A 15,837-nucleotide genomic window follows, 5' to 3' on the forward strand; every position below is an offset into this window, starting at 1 on the left:
GGCTGCGGCTGTTCGCGCGCTACGCGCACGCCCCGAACGCCCGCGGCTACTGCGGCCCGGACGTCGGCGGCGCCTATCAGCGGGTGGCCTGCGGGTCGACAGATCCGACCGATGCGGCCCGGGCCCGCGGCGCCGCCCGGCAGTTCTCGGGCGCCTGGCCCTACCAGTGCCTCATCGCGGAGCAGACCGACGGCGCGGACCCGTTGAGCGAGCAGGTCGGCCGCGCGTACTGGACCGGCAACGACCTGACCGACCTCGTCGACCGGGCCCGGTTCGGCCACGCGCTGCTGACAAGATTCGCCGCGCAGGCCGGGCACTACTGGGCCCACCTCGACGAGGCCCTGCTGCCCGAGGTCACCCCGACCCACGCGTTCCACGTGTTCGGCATCTACCCCTGGTCGAGACTGCTGCCGACCGGCCTCCCCGAGCCCCTGATGGTCCTGGATTCCTGCCGCATCCGGTCCGGGCGGGTGCTCGACGCCGACGACACCGCGCTGCGCGTCAGCCTCGACACGCTGACCCTCGACGGACCCCGGCTCCGCCGCACCGATCCGGCCCCGCGCACCGTGGCCTACCGCACCCCGGACGGGACGTTCATCGACGTCGACGCGCTCGCCGCGCTGGGCCCCGACGCGGAGGTCGCCGTGCACTGGGACTTCGCCTGCGATCTGCTCACGGGCCCAGAGGCCACCGCGCTGCGCCGGCGCACGACGTACCAAGTTCTCCTCACCAACGCGCGGCTTGAGCGCGCGGCGGGACGCTGACGCGCGTCCCGACCCGCCTGACCAGGGAATTCCGCGCTCCCGCGGGAAGCCGAAGACGGCTCGGCGCAAGGAATCCGGCACCGCGTCCCGACGAAATGTGATTTTCCGGCGAACTCCTTTCTTACCGCTGGGTCGCCCATAGCATGAGCGCGGCCCGCTCCCCCACCAGCCCCCTGGCGATGCTTCGGTCGGCGTGCGCTCCACCCGAATTCCCAGACACACCCCCCATCCAGGAGGTTTGACGCGGTGGTGAAGACCCTGCCGAAGGCGCCGAGCGAGGACAAGCGCTGGAAGATCGTCGAGGCACGAATGCGTCGCCTCGGCGGCTCGTACGACGCGCTCATCGAGTCGTTGCACGCCGCCCAGGAGGCGTTCGGTTACCTCGACGACGAGGCCATGCTGTTCATCAGCGACTACCTCGGCGTGCCCCGCTCGCGGGTGTTCGCGGTGGCGACGTTCTACTCCTACTTCACGCTCAAGCCCCAGGGCGAGCACACCTGCGTGGTGTGCACGGGGACCGCGTGCTACATCAACGGGGCCGGCGCCATCCGCAAGCGCATCGAGCAGGAGCTGGGCATCAAGTCCGGGGAGACGACGGCGGACAACCGCGTCTCGACGCTCACGGCGCGCTGCGTCGGCGCGTGCTCGATCGCGCCCGTCATCGTGGTCGACGGTGAGCTCGTCGGCAAGCTCTCGCCGGACGAGGTCGTGCAGCTGCTCATGGCGCTGCCGAAGGGGGCGGACCAGTGAGCCAGGAGATCAGCACGAAAGGCCTGAGCACCGGGGGCCGGCCCACGAAGCGCCGCGTCCGCACCCACGGCCTGGTTCCCCTCGGCCCCACCCGGGCCAGCATCCACGTCTGCGAGGCGTCGGGCTGCCGCTCGCTGAACTCCGAGCAGGCCGTCGACGCCCTCGCGGAGCGCCTCACGGAGGCGGGCGTGACCGACGTCGCCGTGAAGCGCACGGGCTGCCTGGGCGTGGGGCTCTGCGCCCGCGGACCGCTGGCCCGCATCGACGAATCGGGCGAGTACTTCGAGGAACTCACCGCCGACAACCTGCAGGGCGCGATCGACGCGCTCGCCGCCGTCGAACCCGGCCAGCAGCCCACCGGCGAGACCTCGGAGTTCGCCTCCCGCCAGCTGCGGGTGGCCATGGAGAACTTCGGGCTGCTTGACCCCGAGGACCTCAACGATTACCTCGCGCGCGGCGGCTACGACGCCCTGCAGAAGGCGCTGCACGAGATGACCCCCGGCCAGGTGATCGCGGAGGTGTCGACCTCCGGGCTGCGCGGCCGCGGCGGCGGCGGCTTCCCGACGGGGCTCAAGTGGACCACCGTGGCCAAGGCCGCAGGCCCGGACGGCAAGTACGTCATCTGCAACGCCGACGAGGGCGACCCCGGGGCGTTCATGGACCGCACCCTGCTGGAGTCCGATCCGCACCGGGTCATCGAGGGGATGGCGATCGCGGCGTACGCCGTCGGGGCCAGCGAGGGCTACATCTACTGCCGGGCCGAATACCCGCTGGCGGTCAAGCGCCTGCGGCACGCGATCCGGCAGGGGGAACGCGAGGGCATCCTCGGCAAGAACATCTTCGACACCCGGTTCAGCTTCGAGGTCGACGTGCGGCTCGGCGCGGGCGCCTTCGTCTGCGGTGAGGAGACGGCGCTCATCCGCTCCATCCAGGGCGGCCGGGGCACGCCTCGACCACGGCCGCCGTACCCGGCCCTTCGCGGGCTGCACGGCCGCCCCACCCTGCTGAACAACGTGGAAACCTTCGCCGCCATCGCGCCGATCGTGCGCAACGGGGGTGCGTGGTACGCCTCGATCGGTACGCCGAAGTCCACGGGCACCAAGGTCTTCGCACTGGCCGGGCGCGTGAAGAACACCGGCATCGTCGAGGTGCCGATGGGCATCACGCTGCGCGAGGTGGTCTACGACATCGGCGGGGGCATCACCGACGACCACCCGTTCAAGGCGGTGCAGACCGGCGGACCCTCGGGCGGCTGCATCCCGGCCGAGTTCCTGGACATGCCCCTGGACTACGAGTCGCTCGCCGAGAAGGGCTCGATCATGGGCTCCGGCGGGATGATCATCATGGACGACACGGCCTGCATGGTCGACGTGGCCAAGTTCTTCATGGAGTTCTGCGTGGAGGAGAGCTGCGGCAAGTGCGTCCCGTGCCGGGTGGGCACGACCCACATGCACAACCTGCTGGCCAAGATCGCCGAGGGCGAGGCCACCATGGACGACCTCGCGGCGCTGGAGCGGCTCGCCGGCATGGTGAAGGCGACCAGCCTGTGCGGGCTCGGCCAGACCGCACCGAACCCGGTGTTCTCGACGCTGCGCTACTTCCGCCACGAATACCTGGCCCACATCGAAGACCGACAGTGCCCGGCGAACGTCTGCCCGGTCGCGCAGCGGGAGGTGGCAGGGGTATGAGCGACGTCTACACCCTCCGGATCGACGAACGGGACGTCGCCGGCGTGGCCGGCGAGACCGTCCTGGACGTGGCCCGCGAGAACGGCATCAGCGTCCCCACGCTGTGCCACCTCGGCGGCCTCAAGCCGTTCGGGGCCTGCCGGATGTGCGTCGTGGAGATCCGCAGCACCGGCAAGCTGGTGCCGGCCTGCACCACGAAGATCGAAGAGGGCCAGGACATCACCGCCAACTCCGAGAAGCTGCACGAATACCGGCGCCAGGTCCTCGAACTCATCTTCACCGAGCGCAACCACGTCTGCTCGGTCTGCGTCGCCAACAACCACTGCGAGCTGCAGGACCAGGCCGAGCGGCACGGCGTGACCCACTTCGACCTGCCCTACCTCAACCCCAGGCTCGAGGTCGACGCCACCCACGACAAGTTCGCGATCGACCACAACCGGTGCATCCTGTGCGCCCGGTGCGTGCGCGTCTGCGACGAGATCGAGGGCGCCCACGTGTGGGACATCCAGGGCCGCGGCATCGAGGCGCGCCTGGTCACCGAGCTCGGCAAGCCGTGGGGCGAGGCCAGCACCTGCACGAGCTGCGGCAAGTGCGTGCAGGTCTGCCCGACGGGCGCCTTGTTCGAGAAGGGCCGGCCCTCCTCGGAGGATCGCCAGCACCGTCCGTTCATGCCGTACCTGCGTGGGCAGGCCGACAGCTGGGAGAAGCGTCCCCGATGAGCAAGATCAAGCTGGCCACGGTGTGGCTCGACGGCTGTTCCGGCTGCCACATGTCGTTCCTGGACATGGACGAGCGGCTCATCGACCTTGGGGAACGCGCCGACCTGGTGTATTCGCCGCTGGTCGACCGCAAGGACTTCCCCGACATGGTGGACGTGACGCTCGTCGAGGGTGGCGTGGCCTCGACGGACGACCTCGCCAAGCTCCGCAAGGTGCGGGCCCACTCCAAGATCGTCGTGGCGTTCGGCGACTGCGCGATCACGGCGAACGTGCCGGGCATGCGGAACCCGTTCGGCAAGGAGGCGGTGCTGGATCGGGCGTACGTCGAGAACGCCGACGAGAACCCCATGCACCCCGACGAGGTGGTGCCGCAGCTGCTGGACCCGATCCGGCCGGCCCAGTACTACGTCAAGATCGACGCCTACCTGCCCGGGTGCCCGCCGTCGGCGGACGACATCTGGCACTGCGTGACGGCGTTGCTGGCCGACGATGTCGCGGACGCCGCGGGCACCGCCCGGTTCGGCCGATGACCGGCCACCACCTCTGCACGTCCCAGGAAGCGGTGAGGAAGCCATGACCAACACCATCGTCATCGACCCGGTGACCCGGATCGAGGGCCACTCCAAGATCACGATCTTCCTGCACGACGACGGCAGCGTGGACAAGGCGCAGTTCCACGTGACCCAGTTCCGGGGTTTCGAGAAGCTCTGCGAGGGCCGGCCGGTGCACGAGATGCCCGCCCTCATGGCGCGCATCTGCGGCATCTGCCCCGTCTCGCACCTGACCTGCTCGGCCAAGACCGTCGACGCGATCATGGCGGTGACCCCGCCGCCCACCGGCGCGAACCTGCGCCGCATCATGAACCTCGCCCAGATCGTGCAGTCGAACGCGCTGTCGTTCTTCCACCTGTCCTCCCCCGACCTGCTCTTCGGGTACGACGGGGACCCGGCTCAGCGCAACCTCTACGGGATGCTCGGCGCCCACCCGCAGCTGGCCAGGGACGGCATCGCGCTGCGCCGCTACGGCCAGCAGATCATCGAGTGGCTCGGCAAGAAGCGGATCCACCCGGCCTGGCTGGTGCCGGGCGGAGTCTCGTCGCCGCTGGACCCGGGGCTGCGCGACCAGATGCTGGCGGGCATGCCCGAGGCGTACGCGATCGTGGACCGCACCCTCGCCTGGTTCAAGAAGGAGATGATCCGCTTCGAGGACGAGGCGACCGCGATGGGCGGGTTCCCCTCGGCGTTCATGAGCCTGATCTCCGACGACGGCGGGATGGAGCACTACGACGGTGACCTGCGCATCGTCGACCAGGACGGCACGATGCTGCGGGACCGGTGCGACCCGCACGACTACACGTCCTACCTCGGGGAGCACGTCGAGCCGTTCTCGTACCTGAAGTCCACCTACTTCAAGGACAAGGGCTACCCGGACGGGGTCTACCGGGTCGGCACCATGGCCCGGATCGCGACCTGCGACCAGACGGGGCTGCCGCGCTCGCAGGAGGAGCTGGAGCACTATCGGTTCCGGTTCGGCCGGTTCCCCAAGTCGAGCTTCCACTTCCACTACTCCCGGCTCATCGACACCCTGTTCTGCCTGGAGAAGATCGAGGCGCTGCTGACCGACCCGGACATCCTCTCGGACCGGGTCCGCTCCGTGGCGGGCATCAACTCCAACACCGGGATCGGGGTCTCCGAGGCGCCGCGCGGGACCTTGCTGCACCACTACGAGGTCGACGACGACGGCATCATGAAGTGGGCCAACCTCATCATCGCGACGGGCCACAACAACCTGGCGATGAACCGAGGCGTCACCGACGTGGCGAAGCACTTCATCAAGGCCGGCGAGCCGCTGCAGGAGGCGCTCCTCAACCGCGTCGAGGGCCTGATCCGCTGCTACGACCCGTGCCTGTCCTGCTCGACGCACGCCGTGGGGCAGATGGCGCTGCACATCCAGACGGTCGCGCCCGACGGGACCGTGGTCGACGAGATCAAGCGCTAGCTGCGGTGCGCACCCGCCCCGCCGGGCGCGGGTCGTGACGGACCCGCGGCCCCTCGTCGTCGGCTACGGCAACTCGCTGCGCCAGGACGACGGCGTGGGGTGGCGCGTCGCCGGGCTGCTCGCCGCCGACCCGCGGTTCGCCGGCTGCGACGTACGGCAGGAGTTCCAGCTCCTGCCCGAGTTGGCGTACGACGTCGCCCGCGCCCGCGCCGTCGTCCTCGTCGACGCGCGGGAGGCGTACGACGTGCCGCCCGGGACCCAGTCCCATCGGCGGGTCGAGCCCTCCGCCGCGGCCGGGGGAATCTCCTCGCACCACGTCACCCCCGAGGCGCTGCTGGCGTTGGCCGAGCTGACGCTGGGCGAGGGCGACGACGGCGAGGCGCCACTCCCGCCGGTGGCCCTCGTGGAGGTCGCGGCCCGCGACTTCGACGACGGCGCGGACACGCTCACCCCGGCGGTCCGCGCCGCGCTCCCCGCGATCGTCGACGCCGTCGCAGCGCACTTGAACGCGTTGATCACGGAGCTGAGCGATCCCTCCCGTCCGAGCGGGGCCGCTCACCGCACCTGAGCCGGGACGCTCACCCCACCTGGGAGGGGACGGCCGCGGCGAAGCCCAGGTCCTGGTGGCGGTGGTCGGCCAGGTGCAGGGCCACCACGGACCCGATGACGACCACGGCGGGCGGCTCGATGCCCGCGCCGGCGCTCAGGGCGGCGATGTCGGCCAGCTCCCCGCGCAGCACCTGGTCCGCGGCGGCCGTGTGGCCACCGGCCTGGAGGTGGCTGGCGATCACCGCGGCCGGCGTACCGTCGTCCAGTCCCGCCTCCCGCAGCGCCGCGACGATCTCCGGCAGGTACTTGACCCCCATCAGGATCACCAGCGTCGTCCGCGCGCGGGCCAGCGCCGCCCAGTCCACCGTTCCGCGTGGGTCGCCGGGCGGCACGTGCCCGGAGACCACGGTGAAGCCCTGCGTCAGCGAGCGGTGCGTCACCGGGATCCCCGCGAGCTCGGGGATCGCGACCGCCGAGGTGACGCCGGGTACGACGTGCACCGGCACGCCCGCCGCCGTACACGCCTGCCACTCCTCGCCGCCGCGCCCGAAAACGAAGGCGTCGCCGCCCTTCAGCCGCACGACCCGTTTCCCGGCGGCGGCCTCGGCCACGAGGATCTCGTTGATGCGCTCCTGCGGGGTCTGCCGGCCGCGCGGGATCTTGCCGACGTCGACCAGCTCGGCGCTCGGCCGCGCCTCCGCGAGGCACTCCAGCGGCGCGAGCCGGTCGTAGACGAGCACGTCCGCCTGCCGGATCGCGTGCAGGCCCTGGACGGTGATGAGGCCGGGGTCGCCGGGGCCGCCGCCCACGAGGGTGACGGTGCCGGGTTCGAGGTCAAAACGCATCGTCATCGGCGGTCCTTCGGGACGGGGTGAGTGGACGGTTGGCTGGACGGGGGGCTGGCCAGGTCGGCGAGCTCGGGCAGCTCGGCCAACTCGGCCAGCGCGGTGGCGAGCGCGGCGTGGGTCGCGGGGTCGCGCACGGCGAGGCGGATCCAGGTGGGGCCGAGGCCGGGGAAGGTCTCCCCACGCCGTACGGCGAAGCCCCGCGCCGCCAGCGCCTCCCGCACCGACCCGGGCCCGAGGGGGCTGGTGTCGACGAGCAGGTACGGCGCCCGGGCCGGCTCGACGCAGCGCAGCCCGAGCCGGGTCAGACGCTCGGCCAGGTCCGCGCGGGCCGGGGCGATCTCGTCCGCCGCACGGCGGGCCCAGTCCTGCGCGGCGGGGGTGAGCGCGGCGCACCCGGCCGCGATCGCCGGCGTCGACACGGACCACGGCGGTTGGTGCGCCGCCAAGGCGCCCACCAGGGCGGGATCGCCGACCACGTAGCCGAGCCGCAGCCCCGCGATGCCCCAGGTCTTGGTGAGCGAGCGCAGCACGAGGAGGCCGCCGGGGTCGTCGAGCCAGGGGTCGATCAGCGTCTCCGGTTCGCCTGGCACCAGGTCCATGAACGCCTCGTCGACGACGAGCACCCGGCCGGGCCGCAGCAGTCGCGCCAGCTCGCCCCGCGGGTGCAGCACGGACGTGGGGTTGGTGGGGTTGCCGACGACGATCAGGTCGGCCGCGGCGTGCGCGGCCTCCACCGCCGCGGCGTTCAGGCGGAATCCGTCGGCGGCGGTGAGCACGTGGCGCCGTACGTCGTGGCCCGCCGCCGCCAGCGCCGCCTCCGGCTCGGTGAACTGGGGGTGGACGACGAGCGGGTACGCCGGGCGCAGGGCCCGCGCCACCAGCGTGAACGCCTCGGCTCCGCCCGCGGTCGGCAGGACGTGATCGACGGGTACGCCGTGGTGCGCGGCCAGGGCCTCCCGCAGGGGCGTCGCGTCGGGGTAGGCCGACCAGTCGGCGGCGTCGGTCACCGCGGCGACGAGGAAGTCCGGCGTCCGCGCCGGGCGCACGTTGACCGCCAGGTCGATCAGGCCCGGCGCGATGTCGCGGTCGCCGTGATGCTGCAGGTCGGGCTCGTCAAGAGCCGGCGCCAGGTCAACTCCCTCGTTGGCCGGGACCGTCGCGGCCTGGGCAACCGGCTCGGCCGCAGCGACCGGGGCGGCCGCTGCGACCGGCTTGGCCGACTCGCCTGACTCGGCCGGGACGAGCTGCGCGACCGGGGCGATCTGGGGCTGCGTGGCCGCGCCAGCCTGCTCCGCCAGCGGGTCCGTCGCGACGGGTCCGTGCCCCTGCCCGGCGTAAGCGTTCACGTCCCCGGCGTACTCGTGCACGGCCGCCGCGAACCGCGCCGCCGCCTCGGGATGGCCGGCCCAGTGCACGTGCAGGTACGCCGCGTGCAGCGTCGGCCGCCCCGTGCCCGCCGGATCGAGGGACAGCCCGTCCGGCGCCTCGCCGAGGCACCAGGCGGGACTCGGCGGAACGGCACCGGGTGCGTGGCTGTTGCCGGCGTCTTGGCCTTTGCCGGTGCCGTCGACGGCGCCGGCCGGGACGGGCGTGGTGCGGGTGCGGTGGAACTCGTGGCCCCGAACCGTCTCCCCGACCCTGGCCAGCAGGGTGTCCCGCGGCACGGCGGCCTCCCGGTAGCCCATCGCGAGCTTCGGCGTCATCGCGGCCGTGAGCGGCAGCGCGCCGACCATTGGGGCGTCGTCGACGGTGCGGCACAGGTAGAGCAGGCCGGCACACTCCGCGACCGTCGGCAGGCCACGGGACACGGCGGCGCGGATCCGGTCTCGCAGTGGGGCGTTCGCGGTCAGCTCGGCGGCGTGTACCTCCGGGAATCCCCCGCCCAGGTAGATGCCGGCCGTCCCGGCCGGCAGCTCCGCGTCGGTCAGCGGGTCGACGACGACGACATCGCAGCCCGCGGCGCGCAGCAGCTCCTCGGTCTCGGCGTACCGGAACGTGAACGCCCGCCCCCCCGCCACCGCGACCACGGGCCGCGCCGTGCCAGACCTGACCGGCGCCCCCGCAGTCGTCGCGGTCGTCGGAGTCGTCGCGGTCGTCGGAGTCGTCGCGGTCGCCGCCGGCACCGCCGCCAGCGCCGCCGCGGGATCCCACGGCGTCGCCCGGATCGGCGGGGCGGACGCCGCGAGCGCGAGCACCGCGTCCAGGTCGACCCGCTCGGCGACGAGGTCGGCGAGGGCGTCGAGCGCCTGCCGCGACTCGGGCCGCTCGGCCGCGGGGACCAGCCCCAGGTGCCGCGACGGCGCCTCGACTGCGGCATTGCGCGGCAGCGCGCCCACGACCGGAATCCCGGTCCGCTCGATGGCGCGCCGCGCCTCCGCCTCCTGGCGGGCCGAGCCGACCTGGTTGAGCACGACGCCCGCGACGCGAATGCGCTCGTCGTACGTCGCCAGCCCGTGCACCACCGCGCCGACCGTCGCGGACTGATGCCGTACGTCGACGCACAGCAGGACCGGCGCCTCGGTCAACCGCGCGACATGGGCGGTGGACGCGAACGAATCGGTGCCGAGCCGCCCGTCGAACAACCCCATGACGCCCTCGATGACCACGACGTCACACGGGACCGGGGTGCGGGCCCCGTGAACCAGCAGCGGCGCGATCCGGTCCTCCCCCACGAGGAAGGGGTCGAGGTTGCGACCCGGCCGACCGGACGCCAACAGGTGGTAGCCAGGGTCGATGTAATCGGGCCCGACCTTGGCCGGGGCGACCGCGAGACCCCGACGCCGCAGCGCGGCCATGAGCCCGATCGCGATCGTGGTCTTGCCATGCCCCGAGGCGGGCGCGGCCACGACGATCCGGGGAAGCGACCAGGTGAATTCCGCGTCGTTGACGAGCTCGGCGGCCCTGGCGTCAACGGCGCCGGCGGCCCTGGCGGCGACAACGGCGCCGGCGGCCCCGGGCATCGGTACCCTGCCCAGGTGACCTCCGGCCCCACCCCCGACCCCCTCGCCGCCCACGACCACGCCACCCGCGACGCCGACGACCCCGACGCCGACCGCGGCGCCGCCGACCCCGGCGACACCGACCCCGGCGACACCGACCGCGGCGGCGACGCGGACGCCCTCGGGACGAGCCCCGGGCTGCCCGACGACGTCTTCGACCACGACGGGCTCATCACGAAGCGGCCGCTGCGCGCCTGCGCGCTCGCGGAGTTGCGCCCTGGCCCCGGCCGGGTGCTCTGGGACATCGGCACCGGCGCCGGGTCGGTGGCCGTGGAGTGGTGCCGGGCCGGAGGCGTACTGCCCCGGCCAGCGACGGCGTACGGCGTCGAACGCGACCCCGTCCGCGCCGCCCGCGCCCGCGGCAACGCCGAGCGGCTGACCGCCCCCGGGCAGGTCACCGTGGTCGAGGGCGCCGCCGCCGACGACGGTGTGCTCGCCGGCCTCCCCCGCCCCGACGCGGTGTTCGTCGGCGGCGGCGGCAGCGCCGTGGTCCTCGACGCGTGCCGAGCCGCCCTGCAGCCCGGCGGCCGACTCGTCGCCCACTCGGTGACGATCGACACCGAGCAGGTGCTCGTCGCCGCGTTCCGCGCCCACGGCGGCACCCTGACGCGCCTGGCCGTCGAGTACGCCGAGCCGCTCGGCGGCCTCTTCGGCTGGAAGCCGCTGCGCGCGGTCGTGCAGTGGTCGTACGAGGCTCACCGGCCCACCTCCTGACCGCGCCGCGGGTCGGCCGCGTCGGCGGCCAGCGCGGCGACGACCTCGTCCATGCCGCGCGGGTCCGCGGCCAGCCCCAGCCGGCGGGCCAGCTCCAGCGGCCACGGCCGGGCCAGCCCCGCGCGGCGCAGCAACCCGTCGTCGTCCAGCACGGTCGTCGCGGGCCCGGTCTGGACGGCCCCGCCGACGACGACCGCGGCCTCGTCGGCCCAGGCCAGCGCCAGGTTCACGTCGTGGGTCGCCATGACGACCGTGGTCCCCCATCCCTCCAAGCGGCCGAGGGCACCCAGCAGCGCCGCCGAGCCCGCCGGGTCCAGTCCGGCCGTCGGCTCGTCGAGCAGCAAGACGGCCGGGCGCATGGCCACGGCCCCGGCGAGGGCGACGCGCTTGCGCTCGCCGTACGACAGCTGGTGCGTCGGCCGCTCCGCGAGGTGCGCGGCGCCGACGAGGTCGAGCGCCTCGGCGACGCGGACGCGGACCTCGGGCTCGCTCAGCCCCAGATGCAGCGGGCCGAACGAGACGTCCTGCGCCACGTCCGCAGAGAACAGCTGGTCGTCGGGGTCCTGGAGGACGAGCTGCACCTGGGCGCGATGCTTCCGCAGCCCGGCGCGGTCATGGCGTAGCGCGCCGCCGCCGTACCGGATCACCCCGCCGGCCGGACGGTGCGCCCCGGACAGGCACCGCAACAGCGTGGTCTTGCCGGATCCGTTGGCGCCGAGGACGGCGGTACGGCGCCCCGGGGCGAGGCTGAGCGAGGCATCCCGCAGCACCGGCGCCAACCCGGGATAGCCCGCGGTCACGGCCTCCGCGGCGAGCAGCGGGATCATGAGGCCAGCCCCGGCCACGGCGCCAGGCAGACCAGCCACACCCCGGCGACCGCCGCGAGGGCCGCCGCCTCGAACCGCGCAGACCTGGGGCGGGTCACCCCGAGGGTGCGCAGGTCGTCCTCGTAGCCGCGCCCCGCGAGGCCGTCGGTCAGCCGCCGCGCCTGGGCCCACGCGCGCACCAGCACCGTCCCCGCGGTGGCGCCGGCCGCGCGGATCCGGTCCCGCGTGCCGCCCGCGCCGCCGAGCCGGGCCGCCTGCGCGGCGTGCGCGGCGACCGCGACGTCGAGCAGCACGAACAGCAGCCGGTAGACGAGCGCGGCGATGTCCAGGCAGGCAGCCGGGACGCGCAGCCGCCGCGCCGCGGTGATCAGGTCCACCATCGGGGTGGTTGTCGCCAGGACCAGAACGGCCAGCGCCCCCGCCAGCCCGTGCACGACCAGTCCGGCGGCCCGGGCCGCCGATTCCGGCCCGATCGACAGCGGGCCGGCAGCCCACCACGCCCCGGGGACCGGGTCCCCGACGGCGATCACCACCGACAGGGCACCGACGAGCACGAACACCAGCGGCGGCCCAGCCGCCTCTACCAGCAGCCGCGCCGGCACCCGGGCGGGTCCGAGCAGGCACCCCGCGGCGAGCAGCCCCACCAGCACGCCGCCCGGGAACGGCGGCGCGAACAGGGCGGTGAGCACCAGGGCGAGGCTCAACAGCGCCTTGTCCGCGACGGGTCGACGCCGCCAGGGGCTGGTCCAGGCGGCGTCGTCCAGGGCGGTCAGGTGCACGCGTCAGACCCCGGAGCCGGTCGGCTCGCTCGCGGGCGAGCTTGCTCCCGAGTCGGCCTCGCGCTGGCCGCGGCGACGACCGTGCAGGCGGCCCACGGCGTACCCGAACAGCCCCGCCCCCGCCGCCGCCTGCAGCGCGAACAGCCCGGACTCGATCTCGCCGCTGCCCGGGGCGAACAGGGGCTGGAACCAGGGCGTGACCCCGGCCTCCTCCAGCGTGGCCGAGGCCGTCGCGTCGGTGCCGGCGAAGGCCTCCCCCTCGCCGGAGGGCCGCGGGGCGAGGACCCAGCAGGCGACGAGCAGCACGACCGTCGCGAGGACGCACAGCGCGCTGATCCAGCGGCGCGGGGGCCGGGCGTGCTCAGACATGGCTGGTCTCCTCGCGGGTCCGCCCGGACAGGCCGGACCGGCCCCTGGCCAGCGGGGTCCGCGCCAAGTCGCTGCCCGCGACACGGCGCAGGAAGCGGTAGACCACCACGCCGAGGAAGCCCTCGGCGAGGGCGAGCGGGATCTGGGTGAGGGCGAAGACCCCCAGGAACTTCGCGGCGGCGCCGGCGAGTCCGCTGGCCGGGTCCGGGTAGGCGATCGCCAGTTGGAGGGCGGTCACGACGTACGTCGAGAGGTCGGCCACGAACATCGCTGCGAACACGCCCGCCTCGGCGGGCAGCCGGAGAGACTGCAGGGCGCGGAACGCGGCGTACCCGGCCCAAGGCCCCGCGACGGCCATCGAGAAGACGTTGGCGCCGAGGGTGGTGAGGCCGCCGTGCGCGAGCAGGAGCGCCTGGAACAGCAGGACGACCGTGCCGAGGAACGCCATCACCGGCGGTTTGAAGAGCACCGCCCCCAGCCCGGTCCCGGTGGGGTGCGAAGAGCTTCCCGTCGCCGACGGCAGCTTGATCGCGGACAGGACCAGCGTGAAGGCGCCCGCCGCGGCGAGCAGTAACCGGTTCTCCGGGTCCGCGCGGGCCTCACGGGCCGCGGCGCGGGCGCCGTGGACGACGAACGGGGTAGCCGCCGCGAACCAGAGCGCGCAGTGCGCAGGCGGGAGGAATCCTTCGGCGATGTGCATCGGCACTCCTTGCTCGAGATGACGCGTCTCGATCGACAGGCCCGCGGAGGTGGAGTTCCTGACTTCCGGCGCTCGGGGCATGGCCCGGGCGTCGTACACAGTGGCGCGACCGTGCCGGCTCTTCCCGGCTTCCTCGGGCCCCCGCGGGGTGGTGCGCCCATCCTGGCACAGGGGCGCTCCGCGAATCCGCAGACCAACGTCCCGACTCGAGCGGATCGTCGCGCGACGGCGCTACCGTGGGCCCGCACGCCGAAGCGCCGCGCGCGATTCGGGAGACGAGCCGAGGAGGAGTCCGATGGGCGGCGAGACGGCGGGTACGGCGGAAACGGCGGCCGGCACCGACGGGTACGAGTACCGCAAGTCCGGCGCGGACATTTACACCGAGTCGTTCCGGATCATCCGCGCCGAGGCGGATCTGAGCCGGTTCCCGGCCGACGTCGAGCGGGTCGTCGTGCGCATGTGCCACGCGGCCGGGGACGTGACGATCGCCGACGAGGTGGAGTTCAGCCCGCACGTGGTGGCGGCCGCGGAGGCCGCCCTGGCCGGGGGCGCCCCGATCCTGTGCGACTCGACGATGGTCGCGACGGGCATCATCCGCGCCCGGCTGCCGCGCGCCAACGACGTGGTCTGCCTCCTGCCGGAGCCCGGGCTGGCCGACCTCGCCCGCGAGCGAGGCACCACGAAGACGGCGGCCGCCGTGGAGCTGTGGGCGGAACGCGGGCTTCTGGCCGGGGCGGTCGTCGCGATCGGGAATGCGCCGACGGCGCTGTTCCGGCTGTTGGAGCTGGTGGCGGCGGGATCCGACCGCCCAGCCGCGGTGTTCGGGATCCCGGTGGGCTTCGTCGGGGCGGCCGAATCCAAGCAGGCCCTGGTGGACAGCGGGTTGGGCCTGGACTACCTCGTCGTCCGCGGCCGGCGGGGCGGTTCCGCCGTGACGGTTGCCGCCGTGAACGCGACCGCCTCGGCGGCCGAGTGAGCGGTGGTCGGGCCGGCCAACTCTCGGCGTCCGGCCTGCGCCCGGGGTGGACGACCGGGGCGTGTGCCGTGGCGGCGTCCCGGGCGGCGTTCGTCGCGCTGCGCACCGGGGCGTTTCCCGATCCGGTTCGCGTCGAACTTCCGGGCGGATCTCCCGAATTCGCTTTAACCGCAAGCGAATTCCGGGACGGTGCGGCGATGGTCGCGGTCACCAAAGACGCCGGGGACGATCCGGACGTGACGCACGGAGCGGTGGTCCGCGCGTGGCTGAGCCCGGGTGCGCCGGGCTCGGGAATCACGTACGCCGCGGGCCCCGGCGTCGGCACCGTCACCCTCCCGGGACTGCCCCTGGCCGTCGGCGAGCCGGCCATCAACCCGATGCCTCGCCGGATGATCGAGGACAACCTGCGCGCAGCGGCCGCGCTCGACGGGCTTGACGTGACCGATGTGCTCGTCCGGATCGGCATCGACCGCGGCGAAGACATCGCCCGGCACACCCTCAACCCCCGCCTCGGCATCATCGGCGGCCTGTCCGTGCTGGGCACGACGGGCGTCGTCGTGCCGTACTCGTGTTCGGCCTGGATCGACAGCATCCGCCGCGGGGTCGACGTCGCCCGGGCGGCGGGGCTGCGGCACGTGGCGGGCTGCACGGGCTCGACGTCGGAGCGCGTGGCGCGCGAGGTGCACGCCCTGCCCGACCTGGCCCTGCTGGACATGGGGGATTTCGTCGGGGCCGTGCTGAAGTACCTGCGGGATCGGCCGGTCGAGCGGCTCACGATCTGCGGAGGGTTCGCGAAGCTGAGCAAGCTGGCGGACGGCCACCTGGACCTGCATTCCGGCCGCTCCAGCGTCGACGTCGGCTACCTGGCGCGTCTCGCCGGGCTCCCCGCGATCGGCGAGGCCACGACGGCCTTGGGCGCGCTCCAGGTCGCCACCGCGCACGGCGTACCCCTCGGCGACCTCGTCGCCGCCGCGGCCCGCGACGAGGCGCTGCGCGTCCTCGGCGGGGCGCACGTGGACGTCGACGTGATCTGCATCGACCGCGCGGGGACGATCGTCGGCCGCGCCTGAGTCGTCCGCGTCGGCCGGTCCCGCCCGTCCCGCCCGTCGCGGGCGGTCGGGCCGGTCATTGTCGTGTCGCTGTCGTGAGTCGTCGCG

General features: G+C 73.8%; 16 protein-coding genes. 10 read left to right on the plus strand and 6 right to left on the minus strand.

The features are described 5' to 3' along the window. Nucleotides 1-8 precede the first annotated feature (8 nt). The 7 genes from IPK37_03770 to IPK37_03800 all read left to right on the plus strand — a co-directional run bounded on the left by IPK37_03770 (nt 9) and on the right by IPK37_03800 (nt 6,487). Nucleotides 9-764, plus strand: a complete 756-nt coding sequence (locus tag IPK37_03770) for a hypothetical protein (GenBank protein QQS02651.1) — start codon at nt 9-11, stop codon at nt 762-764. 309 nt (nt 765-1,073) lie between these two features. Beyond that, nucleotides 1,074-1,514: an NAD(P)H-dependent oxidoreductase subunit E gene (locus tag IPK37_03775; GenBank protein QQS02652.1), complete on the plus strand. Its 441-nt coding sequence runs from the start codon at nt 1,074-1,076 to the stop codon at nt 1,512-1,514. 71 nt (nt 1,515-1,585) lie between these two features. Then, nucleotides 1,586-3,202 carry an SLBB domain-containing protein gene (locus tag IPK37_03780; protein ID QQS02653.1) on the plus strand — a complete coding sequence of 539 codons (1,617 nt, stop codon included), beginning with the start codon at nt 1,586-1,588 and terminating at the stop codon, nt 3,200-3,202. Then, nucleotides 3,199-3,921, plus strand: coding sequence for a bidirectional hydrogenase complex protein HoxU (gene hoxU / locus IPK37_03785; protein QQS01570.1), 723 nt, complete (start codon nt 3,199-3,201; stop codon nt 3,919-3,921). Before IPK37_03780 ends, hoxU begins: the two co-directional genes overlap by 4 nt. Then, the gene (locus IPK37_03790) at nt 3,918-4,451 is read left to right on the plus strand and encodes an NADP oxidoreductase (GenBank protein QQS01571.1); all 534 of its coding nucleotides are present in this window, start codon (nt 3,918-3,920) and stop codon (nt 4,449-4,451) included. The genes hoxU and IPK37_03790 overlap by 4 nt, the downstream gene beginning before the upstream one ends. 43 nt (nt 4,452-4,494) lie before the next feature. After that, nucleotides 4,495-5,919, plus strand: a complete 1,425-nt coding sequence (locus IPK37_03795) for a Ni/Fe hydrogenase subunit alpha (protein ID QQS01572.1) — start codon at nt 4,495-4,497, stop codon at nt 5,917-5,919. 34 nt (nt 5,920-5,953) lie between these two features. Continuing rightward, the gene (locus tag IPK37_03800) at nt 5,954-6,487 is read left to right on the plus strand and encodes a hydrogenase maturation protease (protein QQS01573.1); all 534 of its coding nucleotides are present in this window, start codon (nt 5,954-5,956) and stop codon (nt 6,485-6,487) included. A gap of 10 nt (nt 6,488-6,497) precedes the next feature. Here IPK37_03800 and cobA read toward each other — a convergent pair whose 3' ends face one another. Next, complete coding sequence (gene cobA, locus IPK37_03805) at nt 6,498-7,319, minus strand: uroporphyrinogen-III C-methyltransferase (GenBank protein ID QQS01574.1); 822 nt, start codon at nt 7,317-7,319, stop codon at nt 6,498-6,500. Continuing rightward, the gene (locus IPK37_03810) at nt 7,316-10,276 is read right to left on the minus strand and encodes a cobyrinate a,c-diamide synthase (protein QQS01575.1); all 2,961 of its coding nucleotides are present in this window, start codon (nt 10,274-10,276) and stop codon (nt 7,316-7,318) included. Before IPK37_03810 ends, cobA begins: the two co-directional genes overlap by 4 nt. 15 nt (nt 10,277-10,291) lie before the next feature. On the opposite strand from IPK37_03810, the gene cbiT reads away from it, so the two are divergent. After that, on the plus strand, nt 10,292-11,029 hold the full coding sequence (cbiT, locus tag IPK37_03815; GenBank protein QQS03037.1) for a precorrin-6Y C5,15-methyltransferase (decarboxylating) subunit CbiT: 738 nt from the start codon (nt 10,292-10,294) through the stop codon (nt 11,027-11,029). Here the strand turns inward: cbiT and IPK37_03820 are convergent. The 4 genes from IPK37_03820 to IPK37_03835 are packed head-to-tail and all read right to left on the minus strand — an operon-like array spanning nt 11,011 to nt 13,704. Continuing rightward, a complete protein-coding gene (locus IPK37_03820) occupies nt 11,011-11,856 on the minus strand; it encodes an ATP-binding cassette domain-containing protein (protein QQS02654.1) in 846 nt (281 codons plus the stop codon). The genes cbiT and IPK37_03820 overlap by 19 nt on opposite strands. Beyond that, nucleotides 11,853-12,635, minus strand: a complete 783-nt coding sequence (gene cbiQ / locus IPK37_03825) for a cobalt ECF transporter T component CbiQ (protein QQS01576.1) — start codon at nt 12,633-12,635, stop codon at nt 11,853-11,855. Before cbiQ ends, IPK37_03820 begins: the two co-directional genes overlap by 4 nt. Before the next feature lie 3 nt (nt 12,636-12,638). After that, on the minus strand, nt 12,639-13,004 hold the full coding sequence (locus IPK37_03830; GenBank protein QQS01577.1) for an energy-coupling factor ABC transporter substrate-binding protein: 366 nt from the start codon (nt 13,002-13,004) through the stop codon (nt 12,639-12,641). After that, nucleotides 12,997-13,704: an energy-coupling factor ABC transporter permease gene (locus IPK37_03835; GenBank protein ID QQS01578.1), complete on the minus strand. Its 708-nt coding sequence runs from the start codon at nt 13,702-13,704 to the stop codon at nt 12,997-12,999. Before IPK37_03835 ends, IPK37_03830 begins: the two co-directional genes overlap by 8 nt. 295 nt (nt 13,705-13,999) lie before the next feature. Between IPK37_03835 and IPK37_03840 the strand changes: the two genes are divergently transcribed. Together IPK37_03840 and IPK37_03845 are read left to right on the plus strand one after the other, a co-directional pair. Then, nucleotides 14,000-14,680: a precorrin-8X methylmutase gene (locus IPK37_03840; protein ID QQS01579.1), complete on the plus strand. Its 681-nt coding sequence runs from the start codon at nt 14,000-14,002 to the stop codon at nt 14,678-14,680. After that, complete coding sequence (locus IPK37_03845; protein ID QQS01580.1) at nt 14,677-15,750, plus strand: cobalt-precorrin-5B (C(1))-methyltransferase; 1,074 nt, start codon at nt 14,677-14,679, stop codon at nt 15,748-15,750. Before IPK37_03840 ends, IPK37_03845 begins: the two co-directional genes overlap by 4 nt. Nucleotides 15,751-15,837 lie beyond the last annotated feature (87 nt).

It is taken from the genome of Austwickia sp. (assembly GCA_016699675.1).
In the GTDB taxonomy this organism is placed as follows: Bacteria; Actinomycetota; Actinomycetes; order Actinomycetales; family Dermatophilaceae; genus Austwickia.